This is a genomic window from Streptomyces sp. NPDC090083, from assembly GCF_044747445.1.
GTDB lineage: Bacteria > Actinomycetota > Actinomycetes > Streptomycetales > Streptomycetaceae > Streptomyces.
Map to the genome: position 1 here is coordinate 156347 of NZ_JBIVED010000008.1, position 25273 is coordinate 181619.

Here is a 25273-nt window from a genome sequence, read left to right on the forward strand (position 1 = left end):
GCGACGGGAGTCAGGAGCGATGAAGAAGAGCCACCCCATCCGGCGTGTTCTGCTCGCGAGCGCCGCCACCGTGTCCGGGATCGTGCTGCTGCTCTCCCTGAAGCCGGCGTCGGATCCTGCCTCCGCGTCCGCGCAGGGTGCGGCTCAGGGTGCCGCCGCCGCCCAGGAGTCGCCCCAGGGCGGCGCCGCGGGAGCCGGGACCTCGACGGTCACGGGCGCGGTCGCCCAGACCCAGTACGGAGTCGTCCAGGTACGGCTGACGGTCGCGGGCGGCAAGATCACCAAGGCCGAGGCCATCCAGGCGCCCAAGGGCGGGACCAGCGACCAGAAGACCGCGCTGTCCGTACCCAAACTCAACCAGGAGGTCGTCGCCACCCAGAGCGCGGACATCACGTCCGTGTCCGGGGCGACCTACACGAGCGGCGGCTACAAGCAGTCCCTGCAGTCGGCGATCGACAAGATGAAGGCGACGGCCGCCAAGACCCCTGCCCCGTCGCAGAGTTCGGCGGCCGGGTCGGGCCAGGCAGCCCAGGCCAGGACCGTCACCGGTGATGTCGCGACGACCGAGTACGGGCCGGTCCAGGTCCGGATCACCGTCGCGAACGGCAAGATCACCAAGGCCGAGGCCATCCAGGCGCCCAAGGGCGGGACCAGCGACCAGAAGACGGCGCTGGCGATCCCCAAGCTCAACCAGGAGGCCGTGGCCGCGGGCAGCGCGAGCATCGACTCCGTGTCGGGCGCCTCGTACACGAGCGGCGGTTACAAGCAGTCCCTGCAGTCGGCCCTGGACAAGGCCGGTGGCTGACACGGTGACCGATCCCGCGGAGGCTCCCGCCACCCTGCGGCACGCCGAGGAGGTCATGGGGACGGTGTTCTCCTTCGACATCCGCGGCGGCGAGCCCGACGCCGTGCAAGCCGCGCTGGAGCAGGCGGTCGCCCAACTCCACCGCGTGAACGAGGTGTTCAGCACCTACCGCGACGACAGCCAGGTCTCCCGGCTGGCCCGCGGCGAGCTGACCCTCGCGGAGTGCGACGCCGAGGTCGCCGAGGTGCTGGAGCTGGGCGCCGAGGCGGAGCGGGTCAGCGCCGGCTGGTTCAGCACGAGGTACGAGGGACAGCTCGACCCGACGGGCATCGTGAAGGGCTGGGCCGCCGAACGCGCGGCCGGGCTGTTCACGGCGGCCGGGGTGAGCGGGGTCAGCGTCAACGGCGGCGGTGACGTCCAGATGTTCGGTGCGCCGGGACCGCACCGGTCCTGGCGGGTCGGCATCTCCGATCCGCTGCGCCCGGGAGGTCTGGCGGCCGTGATCTCGGCGGCGGGCGCCGACGAACTGGCGGTGGCCACCTCCGGTACGGCGGAGCGCGGGGCGCACATCGTGGACCCGTCCACCGGCAAGTCCGCGGTGACCGACCTGGTCGCCGTCACCGTGGTGGCACCCCGTCTGACCTGGGCCGACTGCTGGGCCACGGCCGCGTTCGCGATGGGCTCGCGCGAGGGTCTGGCCTGGCTGGAGTCGCTGCCGGACGTCGAGGCGCTGCTCATCACGGCGGGCGACGAGGTGCGCTGCACGGGCGGACTGGCCGCCCGCCTCGGGTAGGGATCCCCCATGCGAGTCGGGGGCGCACCGGACAACTCCGGTGCGCCCCCGACTCGTCGGCCCCTACGGGTGGGTCAGTGGTCGTTCTGCGCCAGCCGCAGCAGATGGTCCGCGAGGGCCTGGCCGCCGAGCGGGTCCCGGCTGATCAGCAGGAGGGTGTCGTCGCCCGCGATGGTGCCGAGGATGTCCTGCAGTTCGGCCTGGTCGATCGCCGAGGCGAGGAACTGGGCGGCGCCCGGCGGGGTGCGCAGGACCACGAGGTTGGCGGAGGCCTCCGCGGAGATCAGCAGCTCGGAGGAGAGCCGCCGCATCCGCTCCTCCTTCGCCGACTCCCCCAGCGGCGCGCGCGGGGTGCGGAAGCCGCCCTCGCTCGGTACCGCGTAGATGAGGTCGCCGTCGTTGTTGCGGATCTTCACCGCGTTCAGCTCGTCCAGGTCCCGGGAGAGCGTCGCCTGCGTGACGCTCAGCCCGTCGTCGGACAGCAGCTTCGCCAACTGGCTCTGGGAGCGCACCGGTTGCCGGTTGAGGATGTCCACGATCCGGCGGTGGCGGGCGGTGCGGGTCTGCGGCACGGCCGGTCCCGCGGTGTGCTCGTGTTCCTGCGCCTGACTCATCGTCGACTCATTCTCCGGATCATCCGTCCCCCTTGGCCACGTCCAGGACACCGGGCAGCGCCCGGAGGAACGCGTCCACCTCGTCGTCGCCGAGGTTCAGCGGTGGCATCAGCCGTACGACATCGGGGGCGGGCGCGTTGACCAGGAAGCCGGCGTCCTGAGCCGCCTGTTGCACCTGGGGCGCGAGCGGCTCGGTGAGCACGATACCCAGGAGGAGGCCCGCACCCCGGACATAATCGATCAACGGGTGGGACAGCGACTCGATCCCGTCCCGCAGCATGGCGCTCTGCCGCTTGACGTTCTCCAGCAACCCGTCGTTCGCGATGGTGTCGAGGACCGCGAGTCCGGCGGCGCACGCGACCGGGTTGCCGCCGAAGGTCGTGCCGTGGTGGCCCGGCAGCAGCAGGTCCGCGGCGCGTCCGAAGGCCACGGTGGCACCGAGCGGCAGGCCGCCGCCGAGCCCCTTCGCGAGGGTCACGACGTCGGGCAGGACGCCCTCGTGCGCCTGGTACTCGAACCAGTGCCCGGTACGGCCGACCCCGGTCTGCACCTCGTCCAGGACCAGCAGCGCGCCGTGCGCCGCGGTGATCGCGCGGGCCGCCTTGAGGTACCCGGCGGGCGGTACGACGACCCCGTTCTCGCCCTGGATGGGCTCGATGATGACGAGCGCGGTGTCCTCGGTGACGGCGGCGGCCAGCGCCTGCGCGTCGCCGTAGGCCACGTGCGTGACATCGCCGGGCAGCGGCAGGAACGGCTCCTGCTTGCCGGGCTGGCCGGTGAGGGCGAGGGAGCCCATGGTCCGGCCGTGGAAGGCGCCCTGGGTGGCGACCATGTGCTGACGGCCCGTCAGGCGGCCGATCTTGAAGGCGCCTTCGTTCGCCTCGGCACCCGAGTTGCAGAAGAACACCTTGCCGTCCCGGCCGAACCGTTCCAGCAGCCGCTCGGCGAGCGCGACGGGCGGTTCGGCGATGAACAGGTTGGAGACATGGCCGAGTTCGGCGATCTGCTTGCTGACGGCCTCGACGATCGCCGGGTGCGCGTGCCCGAGGGCGTTGACCGCGATGCCTCCGACGAAGTCGGTGTACTCGTTGCCGTCGGCGTCCCACAGCCGGGCGCCGGCACCGCGGACGAGGGGGAGCCTGGGGGTGCCGTAGTTGTTCATGAGCGACCCCTGCCAGCGCTGGGTCAGCTCCGCGTTCGTCACGGTCCCGGTCATTCGGCATCCCCCTGCTTCTTGCCGGCCTTCTTGGCGGACTTCTTCTTGGCGGGCTTCGCTTCGGGCAGTTCGTCCGGCACGACCATCGTGCCGATGCCTTCGTCGGTGAAGATCTCCAGCAGGATCGAGTGCTGGACCCGGCCGTCGATGACGCGGGCGGTGGTCACGCCGTGGCGCACGGCGTGCAGGCAGCCCTCCATCTTCGGCACCATCCCGGAGCTCAACTCCGGAAGCAGTTTCTCCAGTTGGCTGGCGGTGAGGCGGCTGATCACCTCGTCGCTGTTCGGCCAGTCCTCGTAGAGACCCTCGACGTCCGTGAGGACCATGAGCGTCTCGGCCCCCAGCGCAGCAGCGAGAGCCGCAGCAGCCGTGTCAGCATTGACGTTGTAGACATGTCCGTCGTCCTCGCTCCTCGCGATCGACGAGACGACCGGGATCCGGCCGTCGGCGAGCAGTGCCTCGATCGCGCCCGTGTCGATCGCGGTGATCTCGCCCACCCGCCCGATGTCGACCAACTCCCCGTCGATCTCCGGCAGATGCTTGGTGGCGGTGATGGTGTGCGCGTCCTCGCCGGTCAACCCGACGGCGAGCGGCCCGTGTTGGTTGAGCAGCCCGACCAGCTCGCGCTGCACCTGCCCCGCGAGGACCATCCGTACGACGTCCATGGCGTCCTCGGTGGTGACCCGCAGCCCGGCCTTGAACTCGCTGACGATGCCGTGCCGGTCGAGGGCGGCGCTGATCTGCGGGCCGCCGCCGTGCACGACGACGGGCTTGAGCCCCGCGTGGTGCAGGAACACGACGTCCTGCGCGAACGCGGCCTTCAGGTCCTTGTCGACCATGGCGTTGCCGCCGAACTTGATCACGACGGTCTTGCCGTTGTGCCGGGTCAGCCAGGGCAGTGCCTCGATGAGGATCTGCGCCTTGGGCAGCGCGGTGTGCTTGCGGGTAGTGCTCATGACGAGTACGCGCTGTTCTCGTGGACGTAGTCCGCGGTGAGGTCGTTGGTCCAGATCGTCGCGGTCTCGGTGCCCGCGGCCAGGTCGGCGACGATGTGCACCTCGCGGTAGCGCATGTCGACCTTCTCGCGGTCCTCGCCGACACCGCCGTTCTTGCAGACCCAGACGCCGTTGATGGCGACGTTGAGCCGGTCCGGTTCGAAGGCGGCCCTGGTGGTGCCGATCGCGGACAACACCCGTCCCCAGTTGGGGTCTTCGCCGTGGATCGCGCACTTGAGGAGGTTGTTCCGGGCGATGGAGCGGCCGACCTCCACCGCCTCGTCCTCGCTGGCGGCGTTGACGACCTCGACCTTGATGTCCTTGCTGGCGCCCTCGGCGTCCCGGATGAGCTGCTGGCCCAGGTCGTCACAGACGGCACGCACGGCCTCGGCGAACTCGGCCCGGTCCGGGGTGATTCGGGAGGCGCCGGAGGCGAGGAGCAGCACCGTGTCGTTGGTGGACATGCAGCCGTCGGAGTCGACGCGGTCGAAGGTGGTGCGGGTGGCGGCCCGAAGTGCCGTGTCCAGTACGGCGCTGTCGACGTCGGCGTCGGTGGTGAGCACGACGAGCATGGTGGCGAGGCCGGGGGCGAGCATGCCCGCGCCCTTGGCCATCCCGCCGACGGTCCAGCCGTCCTTGGTGGTCACCACGGCCGTCTTGTGGACGGAGTCGGTGGTCTTGATGGCGATGGCGGCCTTCTCGCCTCCGTGCGGGGAGAGTTGACCGGCGGCGGCCTCGACTCCCGGCAGCAGCTTGTCCATCGGGAGCAGCAGCCCGATGAGCCCGGTGGAGGCGACGGCGACCTCGGCGGCGTTCAGGCCCAGCGTGCCGGCGACCTTCTCGGCCGTGGCGTGGGTGTCCTGGAAGCCCTTCGGACCCGTACAGGCGTTGGCGCCACCGGAGTTGAGGACGACGGCGGAGACCGTGCCGCCCTTCAGCACCTGCTCGGACCAGAGCACCGGCGCGGCTTTGACGCGGTTGGAGGTGAAGACGCCCGCGGCGGCGAGGCGGGGCCCGTTGTTGACCACGAGGGCCAGGTCCGGGTTGCCGTTCTCCTTGATCCCGGCGGCGATGCCCGCGGCCGTGAATCCCTGTGCTGCCGTCACACTCACGGCGCGACTCCGATCGTCGTCAGCCCCGTGGACTCGTCGAGCCCGAGGGCGAGGTTCATGCTCTGGACGGCACCGCCCGCGGTGCCCTTGGTCAGGTTGTCGATGGCGCTGATCGCGATGATGCGGCCCGCCGCCTCGTCGTACGCGACCTGCACCTGAACGGCGTTGGAACCGTAGACGGACGCCGTCGCGGGCCACTGCCCCTCGGGGAGCAGATGCACGAACGGCTCATCGGCGAAGGCCTTCTCGTAGACGGCGCGCACGGACTCGCCGGTGACGCCGGGCTTCGCGCTGGCGCTGCACGTGGCGAGGATGCCGCGGGGCATCGGCGCGAGGGTCGGCGTGAAGGAGACGGTGACGGGTTCGCCGCCCGCCGCGCCGAGGTTCTGGATGATCTCGGGGGTGTGCCGGTGCCCCCCGCCGACGCCGTACGGGGACATCGAGCCCATGACCTCGCTGCCGAGCAGGTGCGCCTTGGGAGCCTTGCCCGCGCCGGAGGTGCCGGACGCGGCGACGATCACGGCCTCGTTCTCGGCGAGCCCGGCGGCGTAGGCCGGGAAGAGCGCGAGGGAGACGGCCGTCGGGTAGCACCCGGGCACCGCGATGCGTTTGCTCCCGGCCAACTCGGCGCGGGCGCCCGGCAGTTCGGGCAGGCCGTAGGGCCAGGTGCCGGCGTGCGCGGAGCCGTAGAAGCGCTCCCAGTCGGCGGCGTCCTTCAGTCGGAAGTCGGCGCCCATGTCGACGACGAGGACGTCCGGGCCGAGCCGCTCGGCGACGGCGGCGGACTGTCCGTGCGGCAGCGCGAGGAAGACGACGTCGTGTCCGGCGAGGATTTCGGGGGTAGTTTCCTCAAGGACTCGACCGGCGAGCGGCAGCAGGTGCGGCTGCAGTGCGCCGAGTTTCTGTCCGGCGTTGGAGTTGCCGGTCAGAGCGCCGATCTCGACCTCGGGGTGAGCCAGGAGCAGACGCAGCAGTTCCCCGCCCGCGTACCCACTCGCTCCGGCCACCGCCGCACGTACCGCCATGGAACCCTCCTCTTCGATGGCATGACTATACGTTGCGGTGCACGTTTATGCAATCCGAGTGAGTGGGTATGCACTCAGACTGCGCAGGAACACGTCAGCCGCCGAGCACCCGCCGCCGCGGCTCCTCTCCGCCTCACCGTCCGCTCGGCCGGTGCCGCTCGGCCAGTACGGCTTCGAGGTGGGCGACGTGGCGGGCCTCGGCCTCCCTGCGGACGGCGGCGAAGCGGCGATCGACGGCCAGTACGGGGAGCAGCCAGAGGTAGCCCCACACGCTGAAGTGGTCCACGACTCCCGTCCGCCGCAGCGTGGTGTTGGTGGCGAAGCACAGGACGAGGCTCACCGCCCACGCCGCCGTCCGGTACCGGCCGAGGAGCCGGACCGGCGCGTCCCGCGGGCCGGAGAGCGCCTCCAGGGTCGCGGCGCGCACGGTCGCGGCCCGGTCGACGGCCCCTGGGTGCCCCGCGACCGCTCCGGCTTCTTCACCCTCGGCGCCGCCGGCACGGTCCCGCCGCCGCAGGTCCTCGGCCAGGGCACGGGCCTGGGCCTCGGTGTCGCGCCCCTGGAGGGATTCGGTCACCGCCCTCATCCGGATGTCATCCCAGTAGCCGCGCCGGGCCCAGCGCTCGGCGGCGGCGAGCTGCCCGGCCCCGGCGGACTCCGGCGCCGCCTCCTGCAGACGCCGGGAGAGGACGGGCGCACGCGCGGCGCGGCCCGGGTACTCGAACGCGTCGGCGCGCAGGCAGAGTTCGGCGTACCCGGCGAGCAGTCCGAGATGGTCGGCGTCGAGCGCGAGCCCCGCCCTGAACGCCTCCTCCGCCCGGTCGTCGTGGTCGTCTTCGTCCTCGACGGCGTGCCCGAGCGCCAGCCAGCAGTAGAGATCGGGCTGCGGCCCCAGCTCGTCCAGACCTTCCCGCGCGGCACGCCGGACGGCCGCGTTCCCTCCGGCCAGGAACAGCTGCTCGCAGCGGTCCTGGTAGCCGTCGATCGTCGTCGTTCCACTCATGCGGCATCCCCCCTCGTACGCCCCCTCCCCAGGGGCCGGACAAGTGTGCGGGGCGGGTAATCCCCAGGTCAAGCGTCATTCGGCGGCGCACGCACGGATCCCGCGCAGGCCAGGTTCCGGAGAGGCTTGACCTGGAGCGTGCTCCAGGTTCTACCGTGGTGTTCATGACCAGCGGACAGCCCCTGCGGCCCCTCCCCCGGGACCGGGAACAGGTCCGGGAACCCACCCTCACCATCGCCCAGGTCTCCGAGCGCACCGGCCTCTCGCACGACACGTTGCGCTACTACGAGAAGGCCGGCCTCATCGAGCGGGTCGGGCGGAGCACCGGGAATCAGCGGCGCTACCAGGCCGCGGACCTGGCCTGGCTGGAGTTCCTGCTGCGGCTGCGGGAGACGGGCATGTCGATCGCCGACATGCAGCGGTTCGCGGCGCTGCGCGCGGCGGGGAACGCCTCGGTCGCCGACCGGCTGGCGATGCTCCGTGCGCACCGGGCCGAACTGGGCGACCGCATAAGGACGTTGCGCCGCAACGCGGCCGTGCTGGACCACAAGATCGACCACTACGAACAGCTGCTCCTCGACGACCACGGGCAAGAACGCGGGCGCGGGCGCGAGCAGCGGAGATCGGACGAGCCGACATGAGCACGAGCACGTGGGCCTCACCCCTCAGGAGATCGTCGAGGCGCTGACGCACTCCGCCGTGTACTGCGGTATCCCGAAGGCCCTGAACGCGACCTTCGCCGCGAAGAAGGTCTTCGCCGAGCGCGGGCTGCTGCCGCTGGGGCAGCAGCCCACCGAAGAGGCGGCGACGACCGCTACCTCTGCTTGATCCGCAGGAACGTGACGGAGTTCGCCGGGAAGGTGTAACCGAACCTGTCGGCGACCCCCTTGAAGGTGGAGACGACCGGTGCGACCGCCGTGGCCGTCTCGCTGTTGACCGCGTCGGGCGCGGCGGCGAGCGTGGTGACCTTGGCGCTGGACGCGACCTCGGCGCCGCCCAGGTCGATCGCCGTACGGGCCGCCGCGGACTGGTCGTTGACGACCTTGACGATCAGGTCACCGGTCCTCGCGTCCTCCGTGACGACCTGGCGGAACGGCTCGGCCGGCTTGTCGTCGGTGAAGCCTCCCCACTCCTGCCCGTCGAGGTACAGGGTGACCTGACGGCCTCTCACCTTGATGTCGACGGCGTAGGCGCGGCCCGTCTCGATGGTCCCCGGCTTGGCGATGAGCGTGGACTTGCCGCCGTCGACGGCCTGTTCGACGGCGGTCTGGGTGTTGTTCCAGCCGCCCAGGTTCCACCAGTAGTAGTTTCCGGTGTCCTTGACGCCGAACGCGACCAGGAAGCCTTCCTTCCCCGCCTTCTTGGTGGCCTTCACGTGCAGGTCGTAGTCGTGCCAGGCCGGGTCGCCCGCCGACACCATGGTGTTCTCGGCACCGGTGTCGGTCTGGACGTACTGCCCGTCCTGGATGCTCCAACTGCCGCCGCCCGTATGGGTCCAGCGGGACGCGTCGCCGGAGAAGTCGTCGCTCAGCAGCGACGTCCCGTCGGCGCCGGTCACCTTCACGTCGTCGTAGGCCGCGCTCGTCGCCCAGGTCGACAGACCGACCGCGCCGGAGATCGGGGCGAGCAGCGACGGTGTGCCGGTGGCCGTCGACGGCACCACCCGGCTGCCGACGTTGTTCATGAACAGTTTCTGGACCTCGTAGTTGGCCGAGCCCCAGGAGGCGTGGTTGTTGAACCACACCATGTCCGGGCTCCACTGGACGTAGTCCTCGTTGGCGAACAGCGGTGCGTAGGAGGCGAGTTCGACGACATCCGCGTTGCGTTCCAGGCCGGTCATGTAGGCCGCTTCGGCCAGGCCGTTCTTGAACGCGTTGCCGCCGGAGGCGTATTCGCCGAGGAAGACCTTCGGGCCGGTGCGGTCGTAGGAGTCGTAGCGGTCGTTGTTCTGCAGGAACCACTGCGGGCTGTTGTAGTAGTGCTCGTCGACCATGTCGACCTTGGCGTCCCTGTTGAGCTGCCAGGCCGTGTCGAAGGTCGAACCGCTGTCGTCCGGACCCGCGTTGGAGATCACCGTCATGTACGGGTACGCGGCCTGGATCGCGGTGCGGAACCGGGTGAAGTGGGCGAAGAACTCGGCGGGCAGGTTCTCCTCGTTGCCGACCTCGATGTGGGTGAGGTGGAAGGGCTTGGGGTGCCCCATGTCGGCGCGCAGCCTGCCCCACGTGGAGGTCACCGGGCCGTTGGCGAACTCGACCAGATCCAGCGTGTCCTGGATGTGCCGCTTGAGCAGCGCGGGGTCGTCGACCGCCTTGTTCTGGCCGCAGCCGGTCACCAGGGCCGGTACGACGGGCAGCGGCATCGCGCCGATGTCCTCGGCGAGGCGGAAGTACTCGTAGTAGCCGAGACCGTAACTCTGGTTGTAGCCCCAGAAGTTGGAGTTCACGGCGCGTGTCTCGACCGGGCCGACGGTGTCCTTCCACTGGTACGAGCGCTTGCGCTGGTAGCCGGAGGCCGCGCTGTAGTCGTCCATGGAACCGGTGTTGACCAGGCAGCCGCCGGGGAAGCGGACGAAGCCCGGGTGCAGGGCGGCGATCTTCTCGGCGAGGTCCTTGCGCAGGCCGTTGGGCTCGTGCCGGTAGGTGTCGCGGGGGAAGAGGGAGACCATGTCGAGGGCGGTCGCGGCGGCGGAGGCGACCGTGAGGCGGCCGGTGGTACTGGTGCGGGTCGCGGTGAACGTGGCCTCGTACCGGGCCCAGCCGTGCTTCCTCACGGCGACCCGAGGCGCGGTCGCCAGCGTGCCGCCGCCGTCCTGGAGGCTCACGGTGAGGGCGGTGCCGCGGTCGGCGCGGGCCCACACCGAGAAGTCGTACTTCTTGCCGTCCTCGACCGCGATGCCGGTGTTGTAGCCGGCGTTCGTGACGGACGAACCCGCCTCCAGGGAGAGGTAGTTGCGGTTGGTCTCGTTGAGCCGGCCGGCGTCGTTCACCACCTGCGCCCGGCCCGCGACCGTCCAGGCGGTGAGCGGGGTGTACGTCGTGTTGTCGTCGGTGGAGTACTCGAAGGACCGGTTCTGGACGAGTTCGGCGTACAGGCCGCCGTCGGCCGCGCGGTTGATGTCCTCGAAGAAGACGCCGTACATCGTCCTGTCGATCGTCGCGCCCCGCGCGCCCGGATCGACGGTGATCGCGTAGTCGGTGACGTCCTCGGCATGGGCGGGCACGGGCACGACGGCCGTCGCCAGCAGGAACGCGCTCACCCCCAGGGCGAGTCTCAGCCGGTTACGGCCGGTGGGGCTGATGGGACTGGTGCGGCTGGTGCGTGGCATGGACACTCCGCGGCTCGTGATGTGCTCGTTGCTCGTTCGATATATCGGACGCTGGTCAGCACTTCGAACGGCAAGATAGGGAAGGGGCGTGAGCACGTCAATGGGGCCCGCGCGGACGGGGACGGCGCGGACGGGGACGTAGGGTCGGGGACATGCACGCGCTGCTGCCCTGCCCGGTCGCCCCTCGGCCTGCTGGCAGCGGTCCCCGGGTTCTTCATCCGGCCGGCGACAGCGGCGGGCGGGAAGGGATGACCATGGGCGAGTTCTGGCCGGTACCGGACGTGCTGGCATATCTGTCCGGAAGGTGGCGGGTACAGCGGTCGGTACGGGACCTGGCGAGCGGCGACGAGGGCGACTTCACCGGTACGACCGTCTTCAGCGCGCTGCCGGAAGGCGGCCTGCTGCACGCCGAGTCCGGCACCTTCACCTGGCGCGGCGTACCCCGTCCCGCCGAGCGGACGCTACGGTTCCTGCCGGGCGGCGGACCCGGCCGGGCCGACGTGCGCTTCGGCGACGGGCGCCCCTTCCACGACCTGGATCTGACCTCCGGGCATCACGTCACCGACCATCCCTGCTCGGCCGACCTCTACCGGGGCGAGTTCGCCGTACGGGACGCGGACCGCTGGCGGACGGTGTGGCGGGTGGGCGGCCCGGCGAAGGACCTGGTGCTCACCACCGACTACACGCGCGAGAGGTGAGCGGACCCGTCGGAGACCCGGTCGCCCTCGCCTCCCCTTGGCCCTGAGTCCTGTCCTTCTCCGCCCCCCCTCCTCCGCCCTCTCCCCCTTCTCCCCCGCTACACCCGCCTCGGCTGGACCGCCGCCCCGTCGAAGCGCAGGTTCCAGCGGCCCGCGTGCCCGGTGACCGTGGTGGTCGACAGGGGGCGTACGTCGAGGTTCCAGTAGGTCGAAGGGGGCGCCTTCAGGGCGTAGACCAACGCGGCCCGTATGACGGAGGGTTCGGCCACGGCGACGATACGGCCGCCGTCGTCGTCGGGACGGGTGTCCAGCCAGCCGCCGACCCGGGAGATGAAGGACAGCAGCGACTCCCCGCCGTGCGGGGTGGACCGCGGGTCGGCCAACCACGCGTCGACCAGGGCCGGTTCCCGGGCCATCGCCTCGCCCAGGGTCAGCCCGCGCCAGCGGCCCATGTCGCAGTCCCGCAGGGCGAGTTGAACCAGCGGGGTGTACCCGAGCCCGTCACCGGTGGTCCGGCTGCGCGGGGTCGGCGAGCAGTAGCGCAGCTCCGCCGCCGCCAGCGGCAGCAGGACCGGGGCCGCGCGCTGCACCTCGTCCCATCCCGCCTGGTCCAGCGGGCGATCGTCCTCGAAGCGCTCCGCGAGCATCGGGGAACTGCGTGCAGCCGCCACGAACGTGACCCGAAGTAGCATGCGGCGATCGTGATCCGCCGAAGTACGCAGGTCAAGGGGGGCCGGATGAGAGTTACCCACGGTGGGCAAAACTTCACGTCAAGGTCGGGACCAGGCGGACATGTCACTCGAAATACAGGGCCATCCACTGGTCCGGCCGCGCCAATGGCTTGAATCCGAGCTTCTCGTACACCCCGTGGGCGTCGTGCGTGGCGAGCAGGATCCGGCGCAGCCCGAGCGGCCGCAGCTCCTCGCGCACGGCGCCGACGAACGCCGTGCCGATGCCCTTGCCGCGCACCGACGGGTCGACGTACACGTCGCACAGCCACGCGAACAGCGCCTCGTCGGTGACCACCCGCGCGTACGCCACCTGCTCGCCCGAAGTGGCGTCGTACACCCCGTAGTTGAGGGAGGAGGCGACCGCGCGCTCGTGCTGCTCGCGGGGCCGGTCCTTCGCCCAGTAGGCGTCGGTGGACAGCCAGTGGTAGGTGCGATCGATGTCGACGCGGGCGGAGTCGGCGGAGAACTCGTAGCCATCGGGGAGGCTCGGGATGTCGTTCATGGCGGGAGAATCGCAGGCCAGGCGTGGGAGTGTCGAACGGTTTTGGCCGGGCGCGGGCGGTGCCGGGCGAGGGCTCCGCGCGCGTCCTCGCGTCAGGCCGGTTCCTCCCAGGCGGCCCGCAGCCGCCGTACGCCCTCCACGATCTCGCCCGTTCCCGCGACCGCCGCGAAGCTCAACCGGACGTGGGCGGCCGGGGGTTCGGCGCTGAAATAGGGGCGGCCGGGGGTGATGGCGACGCCCGCGCGGAGGGCCGCGGCCGTCAGCGACTGCTCTCCCCCGGAGCCGAAGGCCCGGGCGGTGTCCCCGGTGCCGTCCGGGAGGCGGAGCCAGAGGTGGTAGCCGCCGGAGGGGATGTGCGGGAGGGCGAAGGCGGGGAGTTCGCGGCGCAGGGCGGCCGTCATCGTGTCCCGGCGGGTCTTCAACTCCGCCGAGATCGCCCGGAGATGGCGGGGCCAGGCCGGTGAGCCGACCAGTTCGAGGGCCGCTTCCTGGAGCGGGCGGGGGACGAAGAAGGTGTCGACGACCTGGATGGCGCGCAGCCGTTCCAGCACCGGGCCGTGCGCGGCGAGGGCGCTGACCCGGAAGCTGGGCGAGGTGGCCTTGGTCAGCGAGCCGACGTGGACGACGACGCCGTCGGGGTCGTCGGCGGCGAGCGGACGCGGCAGCGGGCCCGCGTCCTCGTGCACCAGCCGTCGTACGAAGTCGTCCTCGATGACGAACGCGCCCGCGTCGCGGGCGATGCGCAGGATCTCCGGGCGGCGGGCGGGGGCCAGGACGGCGCCGGTCGGGTTCTGGAACAGGGGCTGGCAGACGAGGACCCGGGCGCCGGTCGCACGGAACGCGTCCGCCAGCAAGGGCGGTTTCACGCCGTCCGCGTCCACCGGGACCGGCACCGGGCGCAGGCCGGCCGCTCTGGCGATCGCCAGCATGCCCGGGTAGGTGGGGGATTCGACGAGGACCGGTGCGCCGGGCGGTGCGAGGGCGCGCAGCGCGGTGGTGAGCGCGGTCTGACCGCCCGCGCTGATCAGCACGTCGGCTGCCGTCATCGCGCCGCCGATGCCGCGCGCGAACCACTCGCGCAGTTCCGGCAGGCCCTCGATCGGCGGCCGTCCCCAGGCGCCGGGGCGGCGGCCGGCCCGGGACAGGGCCGCGGCCATCGCGCGCTCGGGCTGCAGGGAGGGGTGCAGATAGCCGCCGTTGAACTCGATCACGCCCGGCGGCGGGGCGGCGAGCGTGGTGAGGACGCCGGACGCGTCCACCGTGCGCGGGACGAGATCGGCGGCGCCGTCCGCGCTGAGGGCGACCTCCTGCCAGGAGGTGTCCCCGGCGGCGGCGGTCGCGGCCCTGGGCGCGGCCCGGAACGCTCCGGCGCCGGGCCGGGTGACCACCAGTCCCTCGGCGGCCAGCTGCGCGAGGGCCCGCGAGACGGTCACGGGGCTCACCCGGAACCGCTCGACGAGCGCCCGGCTCGACGGCAGCTTTCCACCAGGAGAGTAGCGGTCGAGATCCTGCCGCAGCCGATCCGCCAGTTCACCGACACTGCTACGCTCACGCATGAGAGCACACGATAGCGCTACTGTCCCGAGCCCGATAGCGGTCAGCACCTCCCCGACGACCACACCGACGGTCCGCGCGGGCACGGTCCAGGCCGCGCTCGGGGTGATCGCCTTCTCCCTCACCTTCCCCGCCACCGCCTGGGGTCTTGAGGGCTTCGGCGCCTGGACGTTGGTGGCCGTGCGCAGCGTCCTCGCCGCCGTCATCGCGGGCGGCTGCCTGCTGGCGCTGCGCGTCCCGGTGCCCGGCCGTCCGTACCGGGCGGGACTGGCCGTCGTGGCCGCCGGTGTGGTGGTCGGTTTCCCGCTGCTCACCACGCTCGCCCTGGAGACCTCGACCACCGCCCACGCGGCGGTGGTCGTCGGTCTGCTACCACTGACGACCGCCGCCCTGTCCGCGCTGCGCACCGGCACCCGCCCCTCGCGCACCTTCTGGACGGCCGCGCTCGCGGGCGCCGGAGCGGTGATCGCCTTCACCGTCCAGCAGAGCGGCGGCGCCCTGACCAGCGCCGACCTGTATCTCCTCGCCGCGCTCCTGGTCTGCGCGGCCGGCTACACCGAGGGCGGCCGGCTGGCCCGGGTGATGCCCGGCTGGCAGGTCATCGCCTGGGCGCTGGTCCTGTGCCTGCCGCTGACCGTGCCCGCCGCCGCGCTCGCGCTGTCCTACGACACCCCGCACCTCACCGCGCACAGCGTGGCCGGAGTGCTGTGGGTCGCCGCCGGTTCGCAGTTCCTCGGGCTGGTCGTCTGGTACCGGGGCATGGCCGCCATCGGCGTCCCGAAGGCGAGCCAGCTCCAACTGGCCCAGCCTTTGCTCACGTTGGTGTGGTCGGTGCTGCTGCTCGGCGAACACCTGCCCGTGGCCGCCCCGTTGACCGCGGCGGCGGTGCTGGTGTGCATCGCCGTCACACAACGGGCGCGGAGCTGACGGGAGGTGAGAGCCGCTCAGATCCCTTGCCCCGCAAGGGTGTTCAGCGCGGCGCCCGCGCAGGTTCCCGGTAGTGGTCGGCGACCACGCGTGCCATCGCTCCGAACGGGTCCACGGCCACGTCCCGCGCCGCGAAGAAGACATGCCCGCCGACCTCGGGGTACGTCGCGGCGAGGGTGAGGTGCCGGGACAGTTCGGCCGGGTCCTGCCAGGCCGCGGGCTGCGCCGGGTCGCCCGCCTTGTACAGCGCCTCACCGGCGTACAGCCGTGTCCTCGTGCCCCGCGCGACCTCCGCCCACCAGGCGACCAGCTTGGCGTAGTCGGCTGCGGCGAAGCCGATGTTCCAGTAGAGCTGCGGGACGATGTAGTCGATCCAGTTCTCGCGCACCCAGGTGCGGGTGTCCGCGCAGAGGTCGTCGTACGTCTGCACTCCCGCCCGGGTGTCGGAACCGCGCGGGTCGGTCGCGCTGTTGCGCCACACGCCGAAGGGGCTGATCCCGAAGCGGGTGCCCGGGCGGACCTGCCGGATGCGGGCGGCGGTCTCGCGGATCAGCTTGTCGATGTTGTCGCGCCGCCACGCGGCCCGGTCGCCGAAGCCGCCGCCGTAGGCGTCGTAGGCCGCGTCGTCGTCGAAGGTCTGCCCTGCCACCGGGTACGGGTAGAAGTAGTCGTCGAAGTGGACGCCGTCCACGGGGTACTTCCTCACCGCGTCGAGGATCGCGTCCTCGACGAAGGCGCGGACCTGCGGCAGTCCGGGGTTGTAGTAGAGCTTCCCGCCGTAGGCGACCACCCAGTCGGGGTGCCTGCGCGCGGGGTGCGAGGCGACGAGCTTCGTCAGGTCGGTGTTGTTGGCGATGCGGTACGGGTTGAACCAGGCGTGCAGCTGGAGTCCCCGCGCATGCGCTTCCTCCACGGCCGTCTTCAGCGGGTCCCAGCCTGGGGCCTCGCCCTGGGTGCCGGTGAGGTACTGGGACCAGGGCTCGTACGGTGAGGGCCACAACGCGTCGGCGGTGGGCCGCACTTGGAACATCACCGTGTTGAGGCGGTCGCGGACGGCCGTGTCGAGGTGGGCGATCAGTTCGGTGCGCTGCTGTGCCGGGGTCAGGCCCGGGCGGGAGGGCCAGTCGCGGTTGGCGACCGTCGCCAGCCACACGCCCCGCATCTCGGTGACCGCGCGCGGACGGCCCGCAGGCGCCGGTCCGCGCCCCGTGTCCGCCGCCGCACCACTCGTCGTGGCCAGCGTCGACAGCGCGGCCATCGCGAACGCCCGACGTGACAATCGCCCCATCTGCACACCCCATACGCTGTGGATCCGCGCCGTCACGGATCGTCTCCGCGCCCCAGGATGCCCGACCCCGGCGATCGATCATCGATACTTGCGGGTAACGTGCACGATCGGAGCAGGCCTCGAACAACGAGGTCCTGCGACAGTGACAGAGCGGCGAAGGGGACGATGTGACGGGCATCCCAAGCGGAGACATTGCGCGCGTCGGAGTGGTCGGCTGCGGCCAGATGGGCGCCGGTATCGCCGAGGTGTGCGCCCGCTCCGGCCTGGACGTGAAGGTCGCCGAGACCACCGGGGAGGCCCTGGAGATCGGCCGGACCCGGCTGTTCAACTCGCTGACCAAGGCCGCCGCGCGCGGCAAGATCTGCGCCGAGGAACTCGCGGAGACCCAGGCGCGGCTCAGCTTCACCACCGATCTCGGCGAGTTCGCCGACCGCGACCTCGTGATCGAGGCCGTCGTGGAGAACGAGCAGGTGAAGACCGAGATCTTCCAGGTGCTCGACCAGGTCGTGACCCGGCCCGACGCGATCCTGGCGTCCAACACCTCCTCGATCCCGCTGGTCAAGCTCGCGGTCGCCACCTCGCGCCCCGACCAGGTCATCGGCATCCACTTCTTCAACCCGGCGCCGGTGCAGCAGCTCGTCGAGCTGATCCCGGCGCTGACCACCTCCGAGGGCACGCTCGGCCGCGCCCAGCTGTTCGCCGAGAAGGTGCTCGGCAAGCACGCGATCCGCGCCCAGGACCGCTCCGGCTTCGTGGTCAACGCGCTGCTGATCCCCTATCTCCTCTCCGCGATCCGGATGTTCGAGTCGGGCATCGCCAGCCGCGAGGACATCGACAACGGCATGGAGCTGGGCTGCGCCCACCCGATGGGCCCGCTCAAGCTGGCCGACCTGGTCGGCCTGGACACGGTCGCGGCGATCGCCTTCTCGATGTACGACGAGTACAAGGAGCCGCTGTACGCCGCTCCCCCGCTGCTCCAGCGCATGGTGGACGCGGGACGCCTCGGCCGGAAGTCCGGCTCGGGGTTCTACACCTACGGCTGAGCGGGCAACTCACCGTCATACGCCGGCGGTTGCGGGCCCGGCACTCTTCGGAGTGCCGGGCCCGCCGCATTCACACACCGTGTGCGCGCCGGGCCCGCATATGCCCCTCGCACACTCTCCCTCCGTGTCCACCAGGCGAGTTGACTCTTCATGCGCATGCAAGGGATGTTCCGACTACGGAAAGGAGCGGACCCGTGACCGCCGACCCCGAGCATCCCGTGGTCCATGGAGAACTCGCAGAGTTACGCCGCCGCCTCGATGTCGCGTACGCGCGGGTCGAGGGAGGGCTGGCCCTGCTCAGTCATCGCACCGAGGAGACGGACAAGGAACTGGACGATCTGAGCGCGCGCATCGTCGCGCTGGAGCACACCCGTTGGCCACTGCCGGCCATCGCGGCCCTCACCGCCGTGGGCGCCCTCGTGGTGACCGTCTGGCAGGTGCTGGCGCGTTAGTTCCCGAAGGGCGGCCGGTTGGCCGCGGGTCCGTCGTGGCCCAGCCGCATATGGTGCAACAGCAGCAACGCGGCCGCCATGTTGGCGGCCGGGACCTCCCCGCGGGCGACCATGTCGGGTACGAGTTTGAGCGGCACCCACTCCCGGCGGTCCGACTCGAAGTCGTCCACGGGGTGTCCGGTGTACTCGCCCTCGTCGGCCCAGTAGATGTGGTGCCGGGCGTCCGTGAGCCCGTTGGACGGTTCCACGCTCATCAGGTGGTGCAGTGGCCCCGGCCGCCAGCCGGTCTCCTCCTCCAGTTCCCTGGCGGCGGCGCACGCGATGTCCTCGCCGTCCTCGACGACGCCGGCCGCGAGCTCCCACCCCCAGCTGTCGGTGATGAAGCGGTGCCGCCACAGCAGAAGGATCTCGTTCGCCTCGTTGACCACCGTCGCCACGGCGACCGGCCGCAGCCGGATCAGGAAGTGGTCGAGGTGCCGGCCGTCGGGTAGTTCGACATCGGCGAGATTGACGCTGAACCAGCGATTTGAGTACACAGTTTGTTCGTTCTGTTTCGTCCACTGCACGGTTCTGCCACCTTCCGTCGAGTAAGTGGCAATATCGCAGCAGGAACGGTGTTGTGGACGACAGCGCTGTCTACAGCGGTACGCGCAGTGCCCCGTCGATGAGTTCGGCCGCCTCGGACGTACCCGCGCAGTCGCTGCGCACCAGGTACTCGCGCACCGCGCGGAGTCTGTCCCGCAGCCGCTGGGACTCCATCCCCCTCGCCTGTTCGGCCATCCGCACGGCCGTGGCCACCGCTTTGTCCGCGTTTCCCTGACGCAGTTCGATCTGGCTGAGCATCGCCAGCCGGTGCACCCGGCCCCGGTCGTGCGCCGGGGTGTCGACGGCCGCCGCCGCGTGCTCCCCCGCCGCCGTCAGATCGCCGAGGCTGAGCAGCGCCTCCGCCACCTGGACGTTGACGAGGCCCGGCTGGACATATCCGGTCTCGTCGGGTTCGTATCCGCGCCGGATGCGTTCGGCGGCCTGCTCGGCACGCCGGATGCAGGACAGGGCGCTCGTGCCGTCGCCGAGGTGTGCGTACGCCTTCGCCTGCATCGCGTACAGGTCGGAGGCGAGGGCCGGGGTGATCTGCCGGCCGGCGGCCCGCAGCGCGGCCTCCGCGAAGGCGACGGCCTGGCGGAACTCCCGCATGAACAGCGCCTGGTTGACCAGCAGCGCGATGACGTAGGCGCCGAGTCCCCTGTCGTTGCTGGCCTTTGCCAGCCGCAGTGCCTGGTGGAAGTAGCGCTGGGCCAGTCCGTGCGCGTCGGAGTCGTAGGCGCAGATGCCCGCGATGGCCACCAACCCGCCCGTGGCGCGGTGCAGTTGGCGGCCGGTGGCATCGGTGTAGCTGCCTCGCAGCAGGGGGGCGGTCTCGGAGTTGAGGAAGCCGACGATGCGGGTGCGGGTCGCCACACCGCCCGCCTTGCGGTACATCTGCTCGTAGTGGGCGCGGGCCGCGCGCAGCATCTCGATGTCGGCCATGCTCACCCGGTGCCGGCCACCGCGCGAGACGTCCACGTCGTCCGGCGGGTTCTCCCACTCCCACACGGGCATCACCGCGGGCGTACCGGTGACCGCCGGGGCGCCGAGGATGTGCGGGCGCTGCTGTTCGTCGGAGCGCCACAGGGCGGTGGCCCGCTCGACGAAGCCGGACAGGGAGGTGCCGTGCGGGGTGGACGGTTCGCCGGGGACGCCGAGGCCGATGTCGTCGAGGGTGACGGGTCTGTGCAGGCGGGTCGCGAGCACCTCGCAGATCAGGTCGGGAACCTGGCCCCGTGGCCGCTGGCCCTTCAACCACCGCGCCACGGCGGTGTGTTCGTACCGGAGTGCGAGACCCCGGGCCCGTCCCGCCTGGTTCACGTGAGCGGCGAGTCCCGCGTGCGAGATTCCCGCCTCGTCCAGGATCGCGTCGAGGAGTGTGTTGGGCTGCATGGGAGGCCCCCCGGGTGACTCGGTGCGGACAGAGTAGTGCGGTTCGATTCACACCGGGTGTGAACGGAGTACGTGAATCCGCGGTGTGTGCGCGCTGTTGCGGAGAGTTTCGGGCCGGTTGACTGGATTGCCTCGCAAGAGGCCGGCCGGGCCGCCGGCTCCCCCTCGTAAGTGCGGCGGCCTGGCTTTGCGGGCGGCTAAACGCCGTTGGGCTGCCGGTCGTTCGCCGGGTGCGGGTGCGGGTGCGCCGCGGCCGGTCGTGCGGTTCCCCGCGTCCCCGGGTGGGGGTGCGCCGGCTTTCTGTCATTGCTGAGGACGAGTATCGCGACGTCGTCCGTAGGGGTGCCGCCGGTGTGGCGCAGCAGTGCGGTGAAGACCGAGCCGAGAACCGACCGGGGTACGGGAAGCGGGTGGTGGGACGCCACCTCTGCCAGGACCTCCCTCAACAGGAAGAAGCGGCCCCTCGCGTCCCGGGCGTCCTCCGCTCCGTCCGTGTAGAGGAACAGAGCCTCGCCCGGGAGGAGTCGGCCGCAACGGACGAGCGGCAGCTCGGCCGGGAGCGGGAACGGTCCGAGCGGCGGAAGCGGTTCGGCCCGGGCAAGTGGGTCGACGCGCTCCCCGCTCAGCAGGTACGGCCACGGATGGCCGCAGTTCAGCCCCCGCACCTCCCCGTCCCTGCCGATCTCCAGGAGCAGTACGGTCACGAACTCCTCGGCGACCGGGCTCTCGGGGTCGAGGGCGCCGGACGCGGGGTGTTCCGCGCGGGCGCGTTCGCGCAGGTGGCGGGCGAGCGCGCGGTCCAACCGGCGCAGGACGCCCGGGAGTTCGGGTTCGTCGTGGGCGGCCTCGCGGAAGCTGCCGAGGACGGCGGCGACCGTGCCGATCGCGGCGATGCCGTGGCCGCGCACATCACCCATGACGACGCGGACACCGTGCTCGGTGGCGATCACCTCGTACAGATCGCCGCCGACCGCCGCACCGCGCTCCGCGGACAGCTGGGCGGCGGCGATGTTCAGACCGTCGAGGCGGGGCGGCAGCGGGCGCAGCAGGGCGTTCTGGGCGGCGCCGGCGATCTGCCGGATCTGGCGGAGTTCACGCAGCAGGGAGCGGCGGACCTGGACGACGAGACCGGTGCCGACCGCGAAGAACACGGCGCTGGTGACGATGCGGGCGCCCAGGCCGTTCTGCTGGGCGAGCGGGCAGGTGAGCTTGTAGGTGATGGCTATGGCGCCCCAGACCGTGGGCAGCCCCAGGGCGAGCGCCCGGCGCAGCGGACGGCGGAGACGCGTCCTCGGACGCGCCCTGCGGGGTACCCCAGCCTTGATGCGGATCATGCCTGTGGCCCCCCAAATAGGCCCCGACAGCGCAATCGGACCGACCCCGAAAGGCCGGTCCGATTCTGTCGACCGCATGCCCCGATCGGGCCGGATCACCCGGACTTCTCACCCGAACGAGTGAGACACCCCGAGATGCCTGCATTTATGCAGGTGGACCTCGGCCCGTCTCAGCCGCGCAGCACCGCCCCGACCCGCTCCCCGGCCAGCGCGACCGCCGCGTCCCGGGCCGCGGACGCCTCATCGACGGTCAACGTCCGGTCAGCAGCCCGGAACCGCAGCGCGTACGCCAGCGACTTCTTCCCGTCACCCAGCTGCGCGGCGTTCTCGTAGACGTCGAACAGCCGGATGGACTCCAGCAGTTCACCCGCGCCCTCACGCAGCACCGCCTCGACGTCCGCGTGCGGCACGGCCGCGTCGACGACGAGCGCGACATCCTGCGTGGCGACGGGGAACGTGGAGATCTTCGGCCCCTTGGGAACCCCCGAAGAGGCCGACTCAAGGGCGTCCAGGTCCAGTTCCATCGCGCTGGTGCGCGCGGGCAGACCCAGCGTCTTCAGCACACCCGGGTGCAACTCCCCGGCGTACCCGACGACTTGCTCGGCCCCGTCGACGGAGACGACGAGCTCCGCACAGCGCCCCGGGTGCCAGGGCCCGTACTGCCCGCCGCGCACGACGAGTTCGGTCCCGGCCTCCCGTGCGAGCACCCGCGCCGCCTCGACCGCGTCCGCCCAGTCGGCCGGACGGCCCTTGCCCCACCAACCGGCCTGCTCCCGCGCGCCCGCGAGGACGACGGCGGCATGCCGGGGCTGGACGGGAAGCGCCTCGGTGAGAGAGGCGATCTCCTCGTCGGTGGGACGCCGGTCGACCGGCAGCCGGACCGCGATCTTCAGCTCTTCGCGCGGGTGGAAGACCAGCCCCGTCTCGAACAGCGCCAGATCGTGCGAACCCCGGCCGTCGTTCCGGCGCAGCGCGCCGAGCAGGCCCGGCAGCAGTGTCGTGCGGAGCGCGGGCTCCTCGTCGGAGAGCGGGTTGACCAGCTTGACGACCTTGCGGTTCGGGTCGTCGGCGGCCAGGCCGAACTGGTCGAAGACGTGCTCGCCGACGAAGGGGTAGTTCGGCGCCTCGACGTAACCGGCGCCGGCCAGCGCGCGGCCGACCCGGCGGTGCAGCCGCTGCCGGTCGGTGAGGCCCCGGCCCGCGGGGGGCTTGGGGAGCGTGGAGGGCAGGTTCTCGTAGCCCTCCAGGCGGATGACCTCTTCGGCCAGGTCGTTCGGGTCGGTGAGGTCGGGGCGCCAGGACGGGACGGTGACGATCAGCTCGTCCTGCCCGTACACGTCGCAGCCGACCTCCTGGAGCCGCCGTACGACGGTCTCGCGGCCGTACACGACACCGGCCACCTTGTCCGGGTGGTCGGCCGGGATGGTGATGGTGTGCGGGGCCGAGGGCGCGATGACCTCGGTGACGCCCGCGTCCGCGGTGCCGCCGGCGAGGAGGACCAGGAGGTCGACCGTGCGCTGCGCGGCGGCGGAGGCGGCCTGCGGGTCGACGCCGCGCTCGAAGCGCTTGGACGCCTCGGAGGCCAGCTTGTGGCGGCGGGCCGTGCGCGAGATGGAGAGCGCGTCGAAGTGCGCGGCCTCCACGACGACCTCGGTGGTGGTGCCCTCGGTGTCGTCGATCTCCGTGTTGGCGCCGCCCATGACACCCGCGAGGCCGATGGGGCCCCGGTCGTCGGTGATCACCAGGTCCTCGGCGTCCAGCGTGCGCGTGACGCCGTCGAGGGTGGTGAGCTTCTCGCCCGGCGTGGCCCGGCGCACCCCGATCGGGCCCTGGACGCGGGAGCGGTCGTAGGCGTGCAGGGGCTGGCCGAGTTCGAGCATCACGTAGTTGGTGATGTCGACGGCGAGCGAGATCGGGCGCATGCCCGCCTTCTGGAGGCGGCGCGTGAGCCAGAGCGGGGAGCGGGCGTCGGGGTCGAGGCCGGTGACCGTGCGGGCGGTGAAGCGGTCGCAGCCCACCGGGTCGGAGACCTGGACCGGGTAGCCGAAGGCGTTCGGCTGCGGGACGTCCAGCAGGGCCGGGTCGCGCAGCGTGAGGCCGTAGGCGGTGGCGGTCTCGCGGGCGACACCGCGGATCGACAGGGCGTAGCCGCGGTCGGGGGTGACGGCGATGTCGAGGACCTCGTCGACGAGCTGGAGCAGCTCGATCGCGTCGGTGCCGACCTCGTGCTCGGGCGGCAGCACGATGATGCCGTGCGAGCCGTCGTCGCCCATGCCCAGCTCGTCACCGGAGCAGATCATGCCGTGCGAGGTCTTGCCGTAGGTCTTGCGGGCGGCGATGGCGAAGTCGCCCGGCAGGACCGCGCCGGGGAGGACCACGACGACCTTGTCGCCGACGGCGAAGTTGCGGGCGCCGCAGACGATCTCCTGCGGCTCACCGGTGCCGTTGGCCCCGCCGACGTCGACCGTGCAGAAGCGGATGGGCTTCTTGAAGCCCTCCAGCTCCTCGATCGTGAGGACCTTGCCGACGACGAGGGGGCCCTTGAGGCCTTCGCCGAGCTGCTCGACGGTCTCCACCTCGAGGCCGACGGAAATGAGCTTGGCCTGGACGTCTCGGCCGGTCTCCGTCGCCGGCAGGTCGACGTACTCCCGCAGCCAGGAAAGCGGGACGCGCATCAGATCTCCATCCCGAACGGCCGGGTGAACCGGACGTCACCCTCGACCATGTCTCGCATGTCTTCGACGTTGTGGCGGAACATCAGCATCCGCTCGATGCCGAACCCGAAGGCGAATCCGCTGTACTTCTCGGGGTCCACCCCGCAGGCCACCAGGACGCGCGGGTTGACCATGCCGCAGCCGCCCAGCTCGATCCAGCCCTCGGAGGAGCAGGTGCGGCAGGGGCGGTCGGGGTTGCCGACGGACTCGCCCTTGCAGACGTAGCAGAGCATGTCCATCTCGGCGGACGGCTCGGTGAAGGGGAAGTAGTTCGGCCGCAGCCGGGTCTTCATCTCCGAGCCGAAGAGCGACTGGACCATGTGGTCGAGGGTGCCCTTGAGGTCGGCCATGGTGAGGCCCTCGTCGATGGCGAGGAGCTCGATCTGGTGGAAGACCGGGGTGTGCGTGGCGTCCAGCTCGTCGGTGCGGTACACGCGGCCGGGGCACACGATGTAGACCGGCGGCTCGCGGTCCAGCATGGCGCGGGCCTGCACCGGAGAGGTGTGGGTGCGCAGCACGACACCGGACTCGTCGCCCTCGGTGCCCTGGGGGCCCTGGACGAAGAAGGTGTCCTGCATCTGCCGGGCCGGGTGGTCCGGGGTGAAGTTCAGGGCGTCGAAGTTGAACCACTCCGCCTCGACCTCGGGACCCTCGGCGATCTCGTACCCCATGGACACGAAGACGTCGGCGACGCGCTCCATGAACGTGGTGAGCGGGTGCCGGGCGCCGGCCGGGACGCGGTCGTACGGCAGGGTGACGTCCACCGCCTCCTCGACCAGGACACGGGCGTCACGCTCGGCCTCCAGCTCGCCGAGGCGCGTGGCGAGGGCCTTGTTGACGGCGCCCCGGGCCTGGCCGACGAGCTTGCCGGCCGCGGCCTTGGCCTGCGGGGGCAGCGCGCCGATCTCGCGGTTGGCGAGGGCCAGCGGGGAGGTGCCGCCGGTGTGCGCGACCTTGGCCTCCTGGAGCGCGTCGAGGTCACCGGCGGCGGCGAAGGCGGCGAGCGCCTCGTCCCGCATGCGCTCGATCTCTTCCGGTTTCAAGGCCTCGACCTCTACAGGGTCGTACGACTTATTCGGTGCCGACATCTCTTCCCGTGCTTCCGGTTGGCTGGCGGATGGTCCCCGTCCCGACTCGGCTCGGGGGACGCGTCGGCGTCCCT

At 71.4% G+C, this 25273-nt stretch carries 23 protein-coding genes and 1 pseudogene; 8 read left to right on the forward strand and 16 right to left on the reverse strand.

What is annotated here, in order from left to right; all coding sequences use genetic code 11:
* Positions 1 to 19: 19 nt before the first annotated feature.
* Together ACIPTO_RS27230 and ACIPTO_RS27235 are read left to right on the forward strand one after the other, a co-directional pair.
* Positions 20 to 805 carry an FMN-binding protein gene (locus tag ACIPTO_RS27230; RefSeq protein ID WP_366323002.1) on the forward strand — a complete coding sequence of 262 codons (786 nt, stop codon included), beginning with the start codon at positions 20 to 22 and terminating at the stop codon, positions 803 to 805.
* Between the two features lie 55 nt (positions 806 to 860).
* Positions 861 to 1598: an FAD:protein FMN transferase gene (locus tag ACIPTO_RS27235; protein ID WP_401196779.1), complete on the forward strand. Its 738-nt coding sequence runs from the start codon at positions 861 to 863 to the stop codon at positions 1596 to 1598.
* A 74-nt stretch (positions 1599 to 1672) separates the two neighbouring features.
* On the opposite strand, the gene ACIPTO_RS27240 is transcribed toward ACIPTO_RS27235, so the two are convergent.
* From ACIPTO_RS27240 to ACIPTO_RS27265, 6 genes are all read right to left on the reverse strand, one after another.
* Positions 1673 to 2212, reverse strand: coding sequence for an arginine repressor (locus ACIPTO_RS27240; RefSeq protein WP_328832550.1), 540 nt, complete (start codon positions 2210 to 2212; stop codon positions 1673 to 1675).
* Positions 2213 to 2231: 19 nt separating this feature from the next.
* On the reverse strand, positions 2232 to 3428 hold the full coding sequence (locus ACIPTO_RS27245; RefSeq protein WP_401196382.1) for an acetylornithine transaminase: 1197 nt from the start codon (positions 3426 to 3428) through the stop codon (positions 2232 to 2234).
* A complete protein-coding gene (argB, locus tag ACIPTO_RS27250; RefSeq protein ID WP_366322996.1) occupies positions 3425 to 4384 on the reverse strand; it encodes an acetylglutamate kinase in 960 nt (319 codons plus the stop codon). Before argB ends, ACIPTO_RS27245 begins: the two co-directional genes overlap by 4 nt.
* Positions 4381 to 5535: a bifunctional glutamate N-acetyltransferase/amino-acid acetyltransferase ArgJ gene (gene argJ, locus ACIPTO_RS27255; protein WP_366322994.1), complete on the reverse strand. Its 1155-nt coding sequence runs from the start codon at positions 5533 to 5535 to the stop codon at positions 4381 to 4383. The genes argB and argJ overlap by 4 nt, the downstream gene beginning before the upstream one ends.
* Positions 5532 to 6560, reverse strand: a complete 1029-nt coding sequence (gene argC / locus ACIPTO_RS27260; protein ID WP_401196385.1) for an N-acetyl-gamma-glutamyl-phosphate reductase — start codon at positions 6558 to 6560, stop codon at positions 5532 to 5534. The genes argJ and argC overlap by 4 nt, the downstream gene beginning before the upstream one ends.
* Before the next feature lie 133 nt (positions 6561 to 6693).
* Entirely contained in the window at positions 6694 to 7563 is an 870-nt protein-coding gene (locus ACIPTO_RS27265) for a hypothetical protein (RefSeq protein ID WP_401196388.1), read from the reverse strand.
* Positions 7564 to 7727: 164 nt separating this feature from the next.
* Here ACIPTO_RS27265 and ACIPTO_RS27270 point away from each other — a divergent pair, with 164 nt between their 5' ends.
* Together ACIPTO_RS27270 and ACIPTO_RS27275 are read left to right on the forward strand one after the other, a co-directional pair.
* On the forward strand, positions 7728 to 8204 hold the full coding sequence (locus tag ACIPTO_RS27270; protein ID WP_401196391.1) for a MerR family transcriptional regulator: 477 nt from the start codon (positions 7728 to 7730) through the stop codon (positions 8202 to 8204).
* Positions 8205 to 8211: 7 nt separating this feature from the next.
* Positions 8212 to 8391 (forward strand): annotated as a pseudogene (locus ACIPTO_RS27275) (carboxymuconolactone decarboxylase family protein); the annotation flags it as partial.
* Here ACIPTO_RS27275 and ACIPTO_RS27280 read toward each other — a convergent pair.
* Positions 8378 to 10891 carry an alpha-L-arabinofuranosidase C-terminal domain-containing protein gene (locus ACIPTO_RS27280; RefSeq protein WP_401196393.1) on the reverse strand — a complete coding sequence of 838 codons (2514 nt, stop codon included), beginning with the start codon at positions 10889 to 10891 and terminating at the stop codon, positions 8378 to 8380. The pseudogene ACIPTO_RS27275 and the gene ACIPTO_RS27280 sit on opposite strands and share 14 nt — an antisense overlap.
* A 254-nt stretch (positions 10892 to 11145) precedes the next feature.
* On the opposite strand from ACIPTO_RS27280, the gene ACIPTO_RS27285 reads away from it, so the two are divergent.
* On the forward strand, positions 11146 to 11589 hold the full coding sequence (locus ACIPTO_RS27285; protein WP_401196396.1) for a DUF6314 family protein: 444 nt from the start codon (positions 11146 to 11148) through the stop codon (positions 11587 to 11589).
* Positions 11590 to 11687: 98 nt separating this feature from the next.
* Here the strand turns inward: ACIPTO_RS27285 and ACIPTO_RS27290 are convergent, their stop codons facing one another.
* The 3 genes from ACIPTO_RS27290 to ACIPTO_RS27300 form a co-directional block, all read right to left on the reverse strand.
* Positions 11688 to 12281, reverse strand: a complete 594-nt coding sequence (locus tag ACIPTO_RS27290) for a histidine phosphatase family protein (protein WP_366321212.1) — start codon at positions 12279 to 12281, stop codon at positions 11688 to 11690.
* A gap of 103 nt (positions 12282 to 12384) precedes the next feature.
* Positions 12385 to 12822, reverse strand: coding sequence for a GNAT family N-acetyltransferase (locus tag ACIPTO_RS27295; RefSeq protein WP_366321214.1), 438 nt, complete (start codon positions 12820 to 12822; stop codon positions 12385 to 12387).
* 92 nt (positions 12823 to 12914) lie between these two features.
* On the reverse strand, positions 12915 to 14378 hold the full coding sequence (locus tag ACIPTO_RS27300; protein WP_401196398.1) for a PLP-dependent aminotransferase family protein: 1464 nt from the start codon (positions 14376 to 14378) through the stop codon (positions 12915 to 12917).
* On the opposite strand from ACIPTO_RS27300, the gene ACIPTO_RS27305 reads away from it, so the two are divergent.
* Positions 14377 to 15303: a DMT family transporter gene (locus ACIPTO_RS27305; protein ID WP_401196400.1), complete on the forward strand. Its 927-nt coding sequence runs from the start codon at positions 14377 to 14379 to the stop codon at positions 15301 to 15303. The two genes, ACIPTO_RS27300 and ACIPTO_RS27305, sit on opposite strands and share 2 nt — an antisense overlap.
* A gap of 43 nt (positions 15304 to 15346) precedes the next feature.
* Here ACIPTO_RS27305 and ACIPTO_RS27310 read toward each other — a convergent pair whose 3' ends face one another.
* On the reverse strand, positions 15347 to 16591 hold the full coding sequence (locus tag ACIPTO_RS27310; protein WP_401196403.1) for a glycoside hydrolase family 10 protein: 1245 nt from the start codon (positions 16589 to 16591) through the stop codon (positions 15347 to 15349).
* 167 nt (positions 16592 to 16758) lie between these two features.
* Here ACIPTO_RS27310 and ACIPTO_RS27315 point away from each other — a divergent pair, with 167 nt between their 5' ends.
* A complete protein-coding gene (locus tag ACIPTO_RS27315) occupies positions 16759 to 17634 on the forward strand; it encodes a 3-hydroxybutyryl-CoA dehydrogenase (RefSeq protein WP_401196405.1) in 876 nt (291 codons plus the stop codon).
* A 194-nt stretch (positions 17635 to 17828) separates the two neighbouring features.
* Positions 17829 to 18086: a hypothetical protein gene (locus ACIPTO_RS27320; RefSeq protein ID WP_366321224.1), complete on the forward strand. Its 258-nt coding sequence runs from the start codon at positions 17829 to 17831 to the stop codon at positions 18084 to 18086.
* On the opposite strand, the gene ACIPTO_RS27325 is transcribed toward ACIPTO_RS27320, so the two are convergent.
* The 5 genes from ACIPTO_RS27325 to pheS form a co-directional block, all read right to left on the reverse strand.
* Positions 18083 to 18652 (reverse strand): NUDIX hydrolase, encoded by a 570-nt coding sequence (locus tag ACIPTO_RS27325; protein WP_366321226.1) that lies wholly within the window; start codon positions 18650 to 18652, stop codon positions 18083 to 18085. The genes ACIPTO_RS27320 and ACIPTO_RS27325 overlap by 4 nt on opposite strands.
* A gap of 70 nt (positions 18653 to 18722) precedes the next feature.
* Entirely contained in the window at positions 18723 to 20063 is a 1341-nt protein-coding gene (locus ACIPTO_RS27330) for a transcriptional regulator (RefSeq protein ID WP_366321228.1), read from the reverse strand.
* Positions 20064 to 20260: 197 nt separating this feature from the next.
* On the reverse strand, positions 20261 to 21397 hold the full coding sequence (locus tag ACIPTO_RS27335; protein WP_401196407.1) for a PP2C family protein-serine/threonine phosphatase: 1137 nt from the start codon (positions 21395 to 21397) through the stop codon (positions 20261 to 20263).
* Between the two features lie 170 nt (positions 21398 to 21567).
* Complete coding sequence (gene pheT, locus ACIPTO_RS27340) at positions 21568 to 24072, reverse strand: phenylalanine--tRNA ligase subunit beta (RefSeq protein WP_401196410.1); 2505 nt, start codon at positions 24070 to 24072, stop codon at positions 21568 to 21570.
* Positions 24072 to 25199 carry a phenylalanine--tRNA ligase subunit alpha gene (pheS, locus tag ACIPTO_RS27345; RefSeq protein ID WP_366321234.1) on the reverse strand — a complete coding sequence of 376 codons (1128 nt, stop codon included), beginning with the start codon at positions 25197 to 25199 and terminating at the stop codon, positions 24072 to 24074. Before pheS ends, pheT begins: the two co-directional genes overlap by 1 nt.
* Positions 25200 to 25273 lie beyond the last annotated feature (74 nt).